This is a genomic window from Streptomyces sp. NPDC059002 (assembly GCF_042740435.1).
Taxonomy (GTDB): domain Bacteria; phylum Actinomycetota; class Actinomycetes; order Streptomycetales; family Streptomycetaceae; genus Streptomyces.
Genome location: NZ_JBHYJI010000006.1, coordinates 31,461 through 45,304 on the forward strand (window position 1 = coordinate 31,461; position 13,844 = coordinate 45,304).

Annotated in this window: 10 protein-coding genes; 4 read left to right on the top strand and 6 right to left on the bottom strand. The window is 69.8% G+C overall.

The genetic code is table 11. The features are described from left to right. Nucleotides 1-8: 8 nt before the first annotated feature. From ACFWZ2_RS07870 to ACFWZ2_RS07885, 4 genes are all read right to left on the bottom strand, one after another. Nucleotides 9-5,306 carry an amino acid adenylation domain-containing protein gene (locus ACFWZ2_RS07870; protein WP_384543457.1) on the bottom strand — a complete coding sequence of 1,766 codons (5,298 nt, stop codon included), beginning with the start codon at nucleotides 5,304-5,306 and terminating at the stop codon, nucleotides 9-11. Nucleotides 5,307-5,371: 65 nt separating this feature from the next. After that, a complete protein-coding gene (locus ACFWZ2_RS07875; RefSeq protein ID WP_384543459.1) occupies nucleotides 5,372-6,271 on the bottom strand; it encodes a TauD/TfdA family dioxygenase in 900 nt (299 codons plus the stop codon). Nucleotides 6,272-6,405: 134 nt separating this feature from the next. Beyond that, on the bottom strand, nucleotides 6,406-7,425 hold the full coding sequence (locus ACFWZ2_RS07880) for a UDP-glucuronic acid decarboxylase family protein (RefSeq protein WP_384543461.1): 1,020 nt from the start codon (nucleotides 7,423-7,425) through the stop codon (nucleotides 6,406-6,408). 49 nt (nucleotides 7,426-7,474) lie between these two features. Beyond that, nucleotides 7,475-8,392, bottom strand: coding sequence for a hypothetical protein (locus tag ACFWZ2_RS07885; protein ID WP_384543463.1), 918 nt, complete (start codon nucleotides 8,390-8,392; stop codon nucleotides 7,475-7,477). A 476-nt stretch (nucleotides 8,393-8,868) separates the two neighbouring features. Here ACFWZ2_RS07885 and ACFWZ2_RS07890 point away from each other — a divergent pair, with 476 nt between their 5' ends. The 4 genes from ACFWZ2_RS07890 (at nucleotide 8,869) to ACFWZ2_RS07905 (ending at nucleotide 12,282) form a co-directional block, all read left to right on the top strand. Further along, nucleotides 8,869-9,414 carry a DUF1707 domain-containing protein gene (locus ACFWZ2_RS07890; protein ID WP_384543465.1) on the top strand — a complete coding sequence of 182 codons (546 nt, stop codon included), beginning with the start codon at nucleotides 8,869-8,871 and terminating at the stop codon, nucleotides 9,412-9,414. A 122-nt stretch (nucleotides 9,415-9,536) separates the two neighbouring features. After that, nucleotides 9,537-10,226 carry a 1,4-alpha-glucan branching protein gene (locus tag ACFWZ2_RS07895; RefSeq protein ID WP_384543467.1) on the top strand — a complete coding sequence of 230 codons (690 nt, stop codon included), beginning with the start codon at nucleotides 9,537-9,539 and terminating at the stop codon, nucleotides 10,224-10,226. Nucleotides 10,227-10,352: 126 nt separating this feature from the next. Beyond that, entirely contained in the window at nucleotides 10,353-11,696 is a 1,344-nt protein-coding gene (locus ACFWZ2_RS07900) for a phosphatase PAP2 family protein (protein WP_384543469.1), read from the top strand. Between the two features lie 112 nt (nucleotides 11,697-11,808). Further along, nucleotides 11,809-12,282, top strand: a complete 474-nt coding sequence (locus ACFWZ2_RS07905; RefSeq protein ID WP_384543471.1) for an NUDIX hydrolase — start codon at nucleotides 11,809-11,811, stop codon at nucleotides 12,280-12,282. 8 nt (nucleotides 12,283-12,290) lie between these two features. On the opposite strand, the gene ACFWZ2_RS07910 is transcribed toward ACFWZ2_RS07905, so the two are convergent. Together ACFWZ2_RS07910 and ACFWZ2_RS07915 are read right to left on the bottom strand one after the other, a co-directional pair. Next, nucleotides 12,291-12,971, bottom strand: coding sequence for a DNA alkylation repair protein (locus ACFWZ2_RS07910; RefSeq protein ID WP_384543473.1), 681 nt, complete (start codon nucleotides 12,969-12,971; stop codon nucleotides 12,291-12,293). Nucleotides 12,972-13,056: 85 nt separating this feature from the next. Then, a complete protein-coding gene (locus ACFWZ2_RS07915; protein ID WP_384543475.1) occupies nucleotides 13,057-13,830 on the bottom strand; it encodes an alpha/beta fold hydrolase in 774 nt (257 codons plus the stop codon). Nucleotides 13,831-13,844 lie beyond the last annotated feature (14 nt).

A 13,844-nucleotide genomic window follows, 5' to 3' on the forward strand; every position in this document is an offset into this window, starting at 1 on the left:
CGCGGGCGCTACAGGAACACCTCGAAGTCCGGGCCCGCGGAGCCGACGCGCAGGCCGGGGTCGCGGACCGCCTGGGCCAGGAGCTCCGACAGGTCGCGGGAGAGCGAGGCGACGGTCTCCTCGCGGAACAGCGCGGAGTCGTAGATGATCTGCCAGCTCAGCCCGTCCCCGGGGCGGACGAAGAACCACAGCTCCGCACGCGACGCGTGCTCATCCAGCTCCAGCGGCTCGCAGCGGAACCCGCACGCCGCGTCGATGCCCGCCACCTCGGCGTCCATGTCGATGCTGTGCCAGGTGATGCCCACGGACGGAGCGCTGGACAGACCGCCGTGGCGGCGCGCGCCGATGCGGTCGACCACGTCGGACAGGGCGAGGTACTGATGGCGCAGTGCCTCCTCCACCTCCGCGCCGGTGCTCGCCACGACCTGGGCGAACCGCTCGCCAGGACCCACGTCGCCGCGCAGCAGCACGGTGTTGGCGAAGAGACCGATCTGGTCGCGCACGCCGGGCAGATCACGACTGGCGAGGCTGGCGGCGAGCACCTGGTGGCGCTCCCCGGTCCACTGGGCGAGGACCGTGTGGATCGCCGCGACGCAGACGGCGAACGGCGTCACACCCTGCGCCCTGGCCAGCTCCCGCAGTCCCGCGTACAGATCGGGCGGGCACTCCAGGTGGAGGCTGCCGGCCCGGAAGGAGGGGACGGACGGGCGCGGGGAGTCGGTCGGCAGCGGCTTCATCGTCACCGACGGATCCGTCCAGCGCTCCAGGTAGTCGGCGGCTTCACCGCGGGCCTTGCGGGCCAGGTCCTCCAGCGCGTGGACGTAGTCCCTGTGCCGCCTGGGCAGCGGGGCGGGGAAGGGCGTCTGTCCGGCGCGCAGACGGCCGTACGCCTGGAAGAAGTCGGCGACCAGAACCTCTACGGACCAGCCGTCACTGACGATGTGATGGGTCGTCAGCGTCAGCAGGTGGCCGCCGTCGGCGAACGTCGTCACCGCGCCGCGCAGCAGCACGTCGTGCCCGAGGTCGAACGGTCGCCGCGCCTCCGCCAGCGCCCGCTCGGCGGCCGCCGCGGGGGACCAGTCGTCCGCGGACGTCTCGACGGTCAGCGTCGGACGGCACTGCCCCGGGGCGCGCACCTGCTGGACCAGTTCCGAGCGCCGCAGCACGGAGCGCAGCGATTCGTGCCGGTCGACGACCGCGGCGAGCGCCTGCTCCAGCAGGTCGGGACGCACCTCACCGGTCAGCCGGAAGGCCCGGCTCAGGTTGAACGCCGCGCTGCCGCCGTCCAGATGGCTGAGCAGCCGGATGCGTTCCTGCAGGTGTGACAGCGGATGCACGTCACCCCAGGTGGACGGCTCGATCAGGGTTGCCGCCGCGGTGGACTTGTGCGCCACGAGCTTGAGCAGGTCCTCGAAGCGGGGCGTGCGAAGGATCTCCGCCATGGTGATGTGCGCACCCAGCTCGTCCCGGATCCGGGTGGCGAGCCGGGCGGAGCTGAGGCTGTCGCCGCCCTCCGCGATGAAGTGGCTCTCCATCCCGATCTCGTCGGCGCCGAGCGCGGTCCGCCACAGGGCGGCGAGTTGCTGGCCCAGGGCGGTGGGCGGCTCGGTGGGGCGGCGTTCGATGTCCAGCGCATGGGCCGTGGCGCGCAGGGCCGCGTGGTCGGCCTTGCGGTTGCGGGTCAGCGGAATGCGCGGGACCAGGACGATGCGCGCGGGGATCGCGTGCTCGGGGAGTTCCACGGCGAGGTGGTCGCGCAGGGCCGCGACGAATCTGCGCGGAGAGTCCCAGTGCGCCGCCGCGAGCGTCGGGCCTTCGGCCGAGGGCCGCCGTGCGCCCGGCCGCGTCGCGTACATCAGCGCGTGACCGGCGGCGCCGGTGTGGTCCTGACGGTCGACCGTCACCAGGAATCCGCGATCGGCGAGGGTCTCGTGGATCCGGGCCAGATGCGCCGCGTCGCCCTGGGCCTCCAGGACGATCTGCCGGACGAGCGGCCAGTGCTCGTCCTCGATGCCCCGCAGGATGTCCCACTCCGCGCGCTGCGCGTCGATCTTGAGCAGGTCGACGCGGTCGAGTCCGTGGTCGCGGATCACCTGGGAGAGCGTGGTGAGTTCGCAGTCGACGGCGTCGGCGGCGAGCTGTTCGTCGAGCAGTTCGTCGAGACGGTCGCTCTCGGCGCGGTCGAGGCCGCGGCCCAGCCGCTGCTGGGCGAGCCCGCGCAGCATCCGGCGGTCCTCGTCGGCCGCGGGGTGCAGGGTCGCGAGCATGCTGTGGTCGGCGTACGTCGTCAGGGTGCCGCGGCCCGGTGCGGCCGAGAGCGCGGCGGCCACCGGGGTCCAGGCGCCGTCGTACAGCGTGCTGTTGGCCGTCAGCCGGGCAAAGGCCGCCGGTGCGGGTTCGATCGCGATGACGCGCGAACCCGGCGCTTCGGTCGCCGCCTGGAGACTGAACATGCCGATGTTGGCGCCGACGTCCACCACGACGTCGCCGGGCGTGAGGTGGATGCCCTCGCGCAAGTAGGCCCGTTCGGCGAAGAGTTCCTGGTGGGCGAAGGTCGTCTCGGCCCGGTTGAGGGTGAGGACCGGGCGCCCGTCGGGCAGCTCCGTCCAGCCCTGGGCGATGTCGGGCGTGCTGTCGAGCAGGGCGCACAGACGGGCGACGGGACCGGTCTGCCGCGTGGAGGGCACGCAGTACGCGATGAGCCGGCTCTGCCCCTCCGGGTCGGTGTCGGCGACGACGGCCGCGTCCTCGATGCCCGGGTGCTCGCGCAGGATCTGTGCGACGCCGTCGAGTTCGACGCGGTGCCCGCGGACCTTGTGCCTGCTGTCCGCACGGCCCCAGAAGGCGATGCGCCCGTCGGGCAGCCGCAGCCCGAGGTCGCCGGTGCGGTGCACGCGCCCGGCCCGGGCCGTGTCGACGAAGCGCACGGCGGTGAGGCCGGGGTCGCCGAGATAGCCCTCGCTGAGTCCGTCACCGGCGACGCAGATCTCGCCGATGACGCCCGGGGCCACGGGCCGCAGCGCGTCGTCGAGGATGTGCACGGTGGTGTTGGCGATCGGCGTGCCGAGCACGGGCCGCCGGACGAAGTCCGCGAGCCCGGCGGGCGGGACCGGTTCCGCGATGCAGCCCACCGTCGTCTCGGTCGGGCCGTAGTGGTTGACGAGCACGGTCGACGGGCTGACCGCGTGGAGCCGTTCGAGGTCGGCGGGGCGCACGGCCTCCCCGCCGGTGACCACCACACGGGGCGCGAGCCGCGCGAGCTGACCGGCGTCCGCGTCCAGGAGCAGCCGCAGCAGGGAGGGCGTCAGCTTGAGCGCGGTGACGCGCTCCCGCACCAGGTCGTCCAGGAGGCGGTGCGGGTCGCCGAGCGTGTCCTGCGCGGGCAGCACGAGCGTGCCGCCGTGCAGCAGCGCACCCCACAACGCCGTATGACCGAGGTCGAACGCGGCGGAGGTGAGCAGGGCCGGGCGGTCGCGGTCGTCGAAGCCGAGGTCCTCGCCCAGCCACAGCGCGTAGTTGACCAGGGCGCGCTGCGGGACGACGACGCCCTTGGGGCGGCCGGTCGTTCCCGAGGTGTAGATGACGTACGCGGGTCCGGCCTGCCCGACGGGTACCGGAGCGGCGCCAGGACCCTGCCCGAAGCGCTCCTCCTCGGCCGAGAAGGCCGTCACGGACCAGTCGCGGACCCGGTCGGCGTACGCCTCCTCGGTGATCAGCGCGCCCATGCCGCTGTCGTCGCGGACATGGCGCAGCACGCCGTCCGGATGCCCGGGATCCATCAGGACCATGGTCTTGCCGGAGTACAGGCAGCCGAGCATCGCGGCGATGAGCGGGGCGCCCGGGCCCAGCAGCACACCGACGAAATCCGTCTCGTGACCGGCAAGGCGCCCGGCGATCCGGCCCGCCCAGGCGTCGAGTTGGGCGTACGTCACGCTCTGCGCCCCGTCGACGAGGGCGACATGGCCGCCGTCGCGGACCGCGTGCTGCCGGAACAGCTCGGCGGCGCTCTTGGCGGGGCGGGGCCTGACCGGTCCCGCGAAGTCGGTCACGGACCGCTCGAAGTCGTCCTCGTGCAGCAGGCGTTCGGGCAGCGGGGCGTCCGGCACCTGGGCGATGTGCCGCAGCAGGACCTGGAACTGGCGGGCGAGGGACCGTACGGACTCCGGGTCGTGGACACCGGGATCGAAGTCCAGCTGGAGCCGGAGCCGACTGCCCGAGCGCAGCACGGAGCAGAACAGCGTGGCCGCGTTGTCCGCGTCCACGAGGCTCTCCACGAGAACGCCGCCGAGGACCTGGCCCGACGGCCCGCCCGGCACCGTCACGGCGCGAAAGCCCGCGGGGAAGGAGATGGGGTCGCCGGGTTCGACGCCCCAGTCGAAGCACTCCTGCCACTCGGCGAGTTCGGCACAGGACTCCCGTACGGCGCGCGTCGCGTCCGCCAGGTTCGGCGTGGCCGTGAACCCCATGGGCAGCGTCCTGGCGACGGGGCCGCGCAGTGCGTGGAAGTCGTCGACGTCCCGGCCGGTGAAGGTGACACCGAGGCAGACGTCGGGGACCCCCGCGTTCTGTGCCACGAGGAAGGCCCAGGAGGCGAGGAGCACGTCTTCCGGTTCCTCGGCGAGCTTCTCGGCGGCACGCACGAGATCGTCCAGGAGCGAGGCGTCGACCTCGACGGGAAGCGTCTCCCACGCGCCGCCGGGCTCCGGCTGCGCGGTCGTGCTCAGCGGCGCCGCGCACCGTGTCAGTTCGTCGCGTCGCGCCTGCCAGTAGGCGTGCTCCTGCGGTTCCATGTCCGCGAGCACGGCGTCCTGCCAGTGCGCGAAGTGCCGGTAGTCCGGCGCGTCCGTGGCGGCCGCGGCGGGCCCGCCGTCCGGGGCGGCCAGTTCCGCCGCGAGGTCGTGCGCCCACAGCAGGAGCGACGTGGCGTCGTGGGTGAGGGCGGGTGCGCGGACGACGAGCCGTCGGCCGTCGCCGGATATCCGTACGGAGATGTTCCAGTCCTCCACCGGAACGCCTGACTCCACCGGACCGTGGTGCGCGCCTTCGCCGATCCGGTCTTCGTCCGCGTCGGACAGCACCACGGGTGCGTACGGCTCCTCGGTGACCCGGACCGGGACCATCCTGTCCGGCTGCCGGGCGAACCGCCGGCCCGCGCTGTGGCGCAGCGCGGGCGTCGAGAGGGCCCGTCGCACGTCATCGATGCCGACGGGGTGCGCGAGCGACAGGACGCACGTGCTCATCCGAAGCGTCTCCGGATCGCGGAGCCAGCTGCGGCGCTGCTGGGCGGAGAGTCCGTGTAGACGCACCTCGGCCTCCATCTTCTGGGTTCTTGTGATGTCTGGGATCGAGGGGGTGAGGGGAGTTGCCGGGGCTACGGCGCGACGGAGCCGCCCATCATCACGAGCAGTCGGCGTGTGCCCCGGTAGGGGAGCCGTCCGTGCGCCATCAGCAGGTTGTCGATCAGGAGGATGTCGCCGTCGGCCCACGGTCTGACCACGAGCGCCCGCTCGTAGGCGCCGCGCAGCTCCGCCGCGATCTCCCGGGTGATGGGCGAGCCGTCGCCGAAGGCCGTGGAGAACGGGGACATCGACGCCGCGTCGAGTGCGTCGGCGAGGCCCGGTTCCACCGAATCCGCGTGAAAGAACGAGGCGTGGTTGAACCACACCTGCTCGCCCGTGAGGTGGTGTTTCCGGATGGCCGGACGGGTCCATTCGATACGGAGGCCGTCCTCGATCCACTCGTGACGCATTCCGAGTTCACGGCAGGCCTGCTCGGCCTCTTCCCTCGACTGCGTGCCGAGCACTTCCTGCCAGGAAAGGCCGACACCGGTCCGCAATTCGCGTCGGTAACGCACGCCGAGGCGTTCGAACCGTTCCCGAGTCGGGGCGGATATTTCCTTGAGTACGGTCCGGGTGTCGGCGATCGGTGTTTCGCCGCCGGTGTCGGCCGCCTTGTCGCTGTAGAACGCGAGGAGGGTGGGCCACTGCGCGGAGTACGACAGTTCGCTGTGCATCGCGATCGTCTGGTCCGCCGGATGATCGGTCGACGTATAGAGCCGTTCGCCGACGACGGACCGCGGTGAGGAGCGGTCGCGGTAGTCCATGGCGTCCGGGCAGACGGCGGAGAAGAACCGTTGGAAGAGTTCACTGCCGGGCGGGCGGAAACCACGGAACAGGATTCCGCCATGGGTGTTGAGAAGTGACCTGATGGATTCGGCTGCGGTCGCACACCAACCGGCCAGATCCACATCGTCGACCGCGGGTTCGATCACGGCGGGACCCGGTCCTTCGCAGGAAATGGAGACCGGTTCACGTGACGGCTCGGGGACGGGAGCCGGAGCGTCACGGCTCAACGCACCGAATGCCTGGAGCTGACGCGACCTGCGTTCCCTCCGGGTCTCGCTCGTCATGGGCCAGTCCTCTCTTTGAGACCCTGGGAAAGACTCTCGGCCACCGGCGGACCCTCGTCCGGTGTTTCCTGGTTCTCCTCGAACCAGGAAATCGTCCGGAGCAGCCCGTCGTTCAGCGAGACGGTCGGCTTCCAGCCGAGCAAGGTGCCCGCACGAAGAATGTCGGGACAGCGGCGCTTCGGATCGTCCGCGGGGAGGTCAAGATGGCGCAGGGGAGAGGACGACCCGATCAACCCGCGTATCCGCTCGGCCAATTCCGTGATGGTGATTTCCTCGGGATTGCCGATGTTGACGGGTCCGAGGTGGTGGCTCGCCGCGAGATCGAGGATTCCGCGTACGGTGTCGTCGACATAGCAGAGCGAACGGGTCTGGGTGCCGTCCCCGTAAACGGTCATGGGATCGTCCACGAGCGCCTGCCGGATGAAGTTGGGAATGACGCGCCCATCACCCGAACGAAGCCTCGGCCCATACGTATTGAAGATCCGCACGATTCCGGCGTCCACACCGCGGCGCGTGGCATGCGCGACGGTCAGTGCCTCACCGAACCGCTTGGCCTCGTCGTACATCGAACGCTCGCCGACGGGGTTGACATTGCCGCGGTAGACCTCGGACTGCGGGCTCTCCAGCGGATCCCCGTACACCTCGGACGTGGAGGCGAGGATGAAGCGTGCGCCCTTCTCGGCCGCCAGCTCCAGGGCGTTGGACGTCCCCCTGCTGCCCACCTCCAGCGTCTCGATCGCCAGCTCGGTGTAGGCGACGGGCGAGGCGGGAGAGGCCAGATGGAGCACGAGGTCGACGGGACCCTCCACGTGCAGTCCCGCACTGACGTCCGCCAGGACGAACGTGAAACGCGGATCGTCCAGCAGGTGCCGCATGTTGTCGCGGGACCCGGTGCACAGGTTGTCCACACAGATCACCTCGCACCCCGAGGCGAGCAGGGCATCGCTCAGGTGCGATCCGAGGAACCCCGCTCCTCCGGTGACGACTGCGCGCTGGAACTCTCTCTTGGGCTGCATGGTTCCTCCGGTGCGAGCGGTGCGGTGGGCGTCTGACCGAAGGGGGACATCAACGACCGGCGGCCTGGTGACGTCGGCGCATCTCCTGCACGAACGGGGCCCGGGCGACCAACTGCTCAAAGATCCGTTCGTCCAGCTCCCGGTCCCTGTCCTTGGTCGCGGGATGGGTCAGCGGCCAGGTCAGCTCGCCGCATTCCAGTGCCGCGAATTCATGCTGGGGATCCGAGGTGTGCGTCGCGTCCGAACGGAATCCGAGATTGGTGACCAGATTCACCGTCGGAATGATCGCCTTGCCGCGGAGCAGACAGCACAGGAACCACTGGTAATCCCAGTCATCCTGTCCCTTCCCCTCATAGATGCGGCCCCAGCGCCCCTCCCACAGTTCCCGTTCCGTCGGGTCGGGGAAGTGCTCGGCGAGCACGCCGCTTTCGAGGACGTCGGGCCAGTCGGAGATCCACATGTCGTAGTGCTGCCAGGCCCGGCGCCACGTGGCCCAGCCCCAGATGGTGTTGTACTTCGAGAAGTAGTACGACTCAGGGCGCGGGTGCGGGGAGAGATAGTGGGTGCCGCCGATGTGCATCACTTCTTCGTCGTCCGCGTAATGCTGCAGGAGCTGCTCGGCGAACGAGAAGAAGGAGACATCCGCAAGGGTGTCGTCCTCGATGATGATGCCGGCCTCGACATGCTCGAAGAACCAGTCGATCGCACCCGCGACATTCACCTTGCAGCCCTGGTTCTTGTCGCCGTACCTGCGCTGGACCTCACAGGGCCAGTCGATCTTCTCCTCGATGATTCGCTGCACTTCGGCGACCGCGAGGTCGTCCCCGGGAACGTCGGCCTTCGGCCCGTCCACGGCGATGAACAGCTTGGTCGGCCGAACTTCCCGGATCCGGTCCATCAGGACGGGAGCCAGGTCCGTGCGGTGATAGGCAACAAAAAGGACTGGTGTCTGAAATCCTTCGGCCACGGATCCCTCTCGATCTCTTCAAGGACAGTCACAGCAACGAGATCAATCGGATGCGAAGACCAGGAGATCTGGCTCCCGACGAATTCGCATGCGAATGCGAGAAGGTTACGGCGGGCTATCGGATCGACGGGAGGACCTGCGGGGCAGAGTCCGCTGCCCGAACAGGCAGGCCGGGTGCACGACTTCGGGACGAGCGGTCAATCGCCCTGATGAGAGGCGCCCGCCCCGTCATGCGATGTTTGGCCATGGAAACCTGCGTGACCACGGCATAACAGAACCTTGACACCCCTCGCCGCCCAAGTCCGCGCGCACCCACAAAACATGAAGATGCTGATCTCCGTCTACGGGTTCCACGGGTTCCGCGGGATCTATGGGATCCACGGCGTCCACGGGCGGGACCGGAAGTGCGCAGAGCCGGGCCGGGCCGAGCCGCTCGCGACGAATCCGGCCGCAGGGCGCGGCAGTACAGTGAGACGGTGACCGACGTGCCGGAAGACCTGCCGCAGTTGATCGACGAGGACGAGCGTGACGCGGCCGTGCGGCGCCTGCAGGAGGCGTACGCCGCTGGCCGCATCCCGCACGACGAGATGGACGCACGCCTCGACAAGGTGCTCACCGCCAAGACGCAGGGCGACCTCGTGTCGGCCGTCGCCTCGCTCCCGGCCGAGAAGCAGGGCAGCACGTCCACGATCGGCGCCGCCAGCGGACGGATCAAGCGGCACGGCGCATGGCAGGTGCCGCAGACCCTCAAGGTCGAGTCCGCGTATGCACGGGTGCACTTGGACCTGTCCCAGGCGGTCATCGAGTACCCGGTGGTCGACATCGAGCTCCAACTCGGCACGGGGCGGGCGAAGATCACGGTGCCTCGCGACGCGACCGTCGACCTCGACGGTCTGCACACCGAGTGGAAGGACATGCGGTACAAGGCCCCGCGGCGCGCCCGTCCCGGCGACGGGCCGACGATCCGCATCTTCGGGGCCATGGGCTACGGGCGACTGACGGTCCGTCACGCGCGACGCTGAGGCCCCGCCCGGCATGCTGAGGCCCCGCCCGGCAGGGGGACCGTTCAGGGCGACCGCACGTCAGCGCCGTACAGATGCCAAGGTGTGAGGGTTCACATCCACTCAGGGAAGCGAGCCCCCGCATGGCCGTCATCCACCACACCGCGCTCAAGCCGAACAAACTGGAGCTGCTCAACTCCTGGCTGCCGTCCCGCCCTTGGTACCAAGGCGGCGCGGGCGGGCCGGAGTTGACGAAGTCCGGCGGATTCCGGCTCGACGACCCGCGCGGTGAGGTCGGGCTCGAGTTCATGGTGGTCACCGATGCGGCCGGTCCTGCCCCGGTCACCTACCTGGTACCCCTCACCTATCGCGGCGCCCCGCTGGAGGGGGCCGAGCGCGCCCTCGTCGGCACCATGGAGCACGGTGTGCTGGGGCGGCGCTGGGCGTACGACGGCTGTCAGGACCCCGTGGCGGTCGGCCAGCTGCTGGCCCTGATCGAGGGGCGGGTGCAGGCCCAGGACCAGAACGCCAGCGACGTCGTCGACCGGGACGTCATCGGCTCGTGCACGGGTGACGGCTCCGTCTGTGCGGACTTCGCCGCCGCGGTCACTGCCGCGGATGATCGGGAGGGCACGGAGTTGACCGCGCCGCACGGCGCCATCCTCCGTCTGCATCGGGTCCTGCGGACCGCCCCGGACGGCCAGTTCCCCGCTCCGCAGGGGGCCGTCGGCACCGTCGTCGGCTCCTGGAGCGGGGCGGACGGCGCACCCGCCCGCGGGATGCTGGCCGCCCTGTGGCAGCCGGAGGCCACCCGTACCACTCCGATAGCATGATCTAACTTGCGACGATCTCCGTCATCGCCCGTGCTTCACCGGAAAACGTGCTGCCATGCACAAAAAGTGAACTATTTAGTCAATAACTAACAAATCGGTCAAACATTGAGATCTATGTCATCGCGGATGTCTTCGCGAATAAACAGCAGCACTGCGTCCGCATGGCGTCAGCCCCGGGTGATTCTGTGGGCCGTGGCAGCCGTGGTGGCCCTCGGGTTCCTCATCGCGCTGGAGATCGCCGCGCGCCACTACGGCGTGCCGGGTCCGATCACGAACCAGGCGAAGGAGGTGATCTTCGCGCCCAAATCGGGTCCGCTGCTCTACGCCAGCATGGGCCTGATGATGGTCGTGCTCACCTGGCGGCAGCGGTTCATCGCGATCGGCGTCGCGGTCGGCATCGACATCGTCTTCGCGCTGGTGCGGCTGCTGGTCGACGCCAAGATGATGTTCGGCAACGGCGCACTGTGGGTGATCATCGGCTGTGCGGTCATCGCCGTCACGCGCCGCACCGGCAATGAGCGCACCCTGCTGCTGAAGGGCGTCGGCCTCGGCCTGCTGCTGGTGGCCGGGCGCAAGACGGGCGACACCTGGCTGCTGATCACGACGAAGACCCGCCCGACGGTGCTCGACCAGTACGTGGCGACCGCCGATCACGCGCTGGGCAACCCGTCGTGGCTGGTGGGCAAGCTCGTCGAGGCCACGGGATCGGTGGGCGCGCATGTGCTCGACTGGGTCTACATCCAGCTCGCGGTCGCCGCGGTCGCCGTCACCGTGTACCAGCTGCGCAACGTGGCGAAGGACCGCCGCTTCCCGAGCCACCACCTCGTGCGCACGTTCCTGGTGATCGGCCTCCTCGGCCCCGGCATCTACATGATCTTCCCGGTGGTCGGCCCGATCTTCGCGTACGGCGCCGACGGCGGGCACTGGGCGGTGGCCAACCTCTGGCCCGACACGATGCCGACGGTCATGACCCCGCACGCGATGCCGTTCGACGAGATCACTCCACGCAACTGCATGCCGAGCCTGCACACCGCATGGGCGACCGCGATCTTCATCCACTCCCGCAAGGGCCCCCGCGTCCTGCGCTACGCGGGCACGTTCTGGCTGATCGCCACCCTCGGCGCCACGCTGGGCTTCGGCTACCACTACGGCGCGGACATCATCTCCGGCGTGGTGTTCACCCTCACCATCGAGGCGGCCCTGCGCGCGATCACCCGCGGCTGGGACCGGTCGGGAATCCTCCTGGTCGCCTACGGCGCGACGGTCTTCGCCGCCTTCCTGACGTCGTACCGGTACCTCTCGCTGCCGATGGCCAACCACCCGTGGGTGTTCGGCCCCCTCCTCATCCTCGCGATGTGCTCGGTGATCTACGCCTACGCCCGCACCACCAAGCAGTGGGACGCCAAGCCCGCCCCCGTACGCCTCCCGCGCCAGACAGACGCACAACCCCAACCGGAACTCGTCGTCTGAGCCCTCTCGCACACACCCTGCGGGGCCGAGCACTTCCCGGATGCATCCGGGGGCGCTCGGCCCCGTTCTTCTTTCCTGCTGTCGCGGCCGCTGTGCCCGATAGTCTCGGCGGATGGACTTGCGGCTGGCGGCGTACGCCGTGTGTATCGAGGGTGGGCGGGTGTTGCTTGCGCATGCGGTGAAGCCGGATGGTGCGCAGGTGTGGACGCTGCCGGGGGGCAGGGTCGAGCATGCGGAGGATCCCTTTGACGCGGTGGTCCGGGAGGTCGCCGAGGAGACGGGGTTGGAGGGCGTGGTGGAGCGGTTGCTCGGGGTGGATTCGCGGACGGTGCCCGCGGCCGAGCGGCGTGTGCCCGGTCGGCCGGAGCTGCAGAACGTGGGGATCTTCTACCAGGTGCGTATTACTGGTGGCCGACTGCGACCCGAGCCCAATGGCGATACCGCCGAGTCGATCTGGACGCCGATCGGCGACGTGGCCTCGCTCGGTCGTTCATCGCTGCTCGACATCGGGCTCGCCCTGGCGCGGACCAACCCGCCGACGGGGCATGTCGACCCCGTCCCCATCGGCGGGCTGATCGGGCACTGAGGTCCACCTCAAGCCTTCGGCTTGTCGCCCTGTCGGCGCACGATCTCGGAGATCCAGGTGGGCGCGTAGGGAGAGGTGCACCCCGGGGACGTCGGGTAGTCCTTGAGCACCTCCAGGCGCTCGCCGATCGCGATGGCGCGGGCGCGGTGCTCGGGGTGTGCGATGCCGATCTGGGCCAGGCAGGTGTTCATCGCCCACTGCAGACGCTCCGGGGCGTCCTTCATCTCCGCCTCGATGACGTCGAGCAGCCCCGCGAGGTCGAGCCCCTCGGGCTTCTTCACCACGCGTTCGGCGGTCAGCACCCAGCCGGCGCCGGCGGCCACCGGGTCCGGGTCGGCGGTCCAGGTAAGGCGCAGCTCCTCGGCATGCGGGCTCTTCTTCACCACGTAGCTCACGAGCCAGTCCTGCACCTTGGGGGTGCGTGCCTGGCGCATCATGGTGTCCAGCTCGTCACGCTCGAACGCCTTGGGGCGGCAGATCAGGAGCGCCAGCAGTTTCGCCGCGGTGTCATCGGTCGCCCAGAGCCGGCGCGCGAGTTCCTGCTGCGTCTTGAGCCGCTTCGCGATCGCGCGCAGCTTGCCGAGGTTCACACCGTGGTCGTCGCCGTGCCGCTCGTTCACCTCGCGGGCCTTCGGGTCCTCGAGCCCGGCCAGCTCGGCCATCACCTCGGCCACCGTCGTCTCGGCCATCTCAGCCTCCGCCTCCCGTCCCTCACGTGCGAGGTTTCAGCCTATGCCGGGAGGTCGGGGACGCCCGTCGTGCACACGCCCGCCGTCACGCCGTGGGCTGCCGGGACAGGAAGGTACGCACAGCCGCGGCGAACTGATCGGGCACGTCGTGATGCACGACGTGTCCGGCGGGCAGCTCGATCAGCCGAGCCCGGCCACCGGCACGGCGCGCGACCATGTCCCGGGCGTGCTCCCGCGCCAGTACTTCGCTGTGCGCTCCGCGGATCAGCAGGGTCGGGCAGGTCACTGCCTCCCAGTCACTCCAGTGGTCGCCGTTGAGGGCCTGCTGGGACAGCACCGTGTGGTCGATGTCGAACGAGTACCCCCAGCCGTCGTCGCGCTGCCGGAAGGAACACTCCAGGTAGGGCGCCATCGCACCGATGGCCGATGCCAGCGCCTCGCGGGACGGGGCACTGCGCGGGAGCTGCAGCGTGAACGACCAGTCCAGGTTCAGCATTGCGCCGATGTCCTCGATGATCAGGGACGTGACACGGTCCGTGTGCCGGGCGGCGTACTGATAGGCGTTCAACCCGCCCAGGGAGTGGCCGAGAACCGCCACCGGACCGAGGCCCAGATGCTGATGGAAAGCCGTGATGTCGGCTATGTAGTCGGCCCGTTCATGGCTGCGGGTGCGGTCGGACTCGCCGTGCCCACGCTGGTCCAGAGCGATCACGCGCCATCGCGGCGCCAATGCCTCGGCCAGCGGGGCGAAGACGGACGCCTCGTTGTAGTTCCCGTGAAGCGCGAGCAGAGGGAGCCCCGGCCCACCGAAGTCGAGGAACGACAACCGCCGCTGATCAACCGTGAAGTACTCGCGCATACCACGCATGGTAG

What these genes read in the sequence shown, in the direction of transcription:
- ACFWZ2_RS07880 (WP_384543461.1), bottom strand. Translation starts at nt 7,425, where the DNA reads ATGCAGCCCAAGAGAGAGTTCCAGCGCGCAGTCGTCACCGGAGGAGCG.
- ACFWZ2_RS07895 (WP_384543467.1), top strand. Translation starts at nt 9,537, where the DNA reads ATGGCCGTCATCCACCACACCGCGCTCAAGCCGAACAAACTGGAGCTG.
- ACFWZ2_RS07900 (WP_384543469.1), top strand. Translation starts at nt 10,353, where the DNA reads ATGTCTTCGCGAATAAACAGCAGCACTGCGTCCGCATGGCGTCAGCCC.
- ACFWZ2_RS07905 (WP_384543471.1), top strand. Translation starts at nt 11,809, where the DNA reads ATGGACTTGCGGCTGGCGGCGTACGCCGTGTGTATCGAGGGTGGGCGG.
- ACFWZ2_RS07910 (WP_384543473.1), bottom strand. Translation starts at nt 12,971, where the DNA reads ATGGCCGAGACGACGGTGGCCGAGGTGATGGCCGAGCTGGCCGGGCTC.
- ACFWZ2_RS07915 (WP_384543475.1), bottom strand. Translation starts at nt 13,830, where the DNA reads ATGCGCGAGTACTTCACGGTTGATCAGCGGCGGTTGTCGTTCCTCGAC.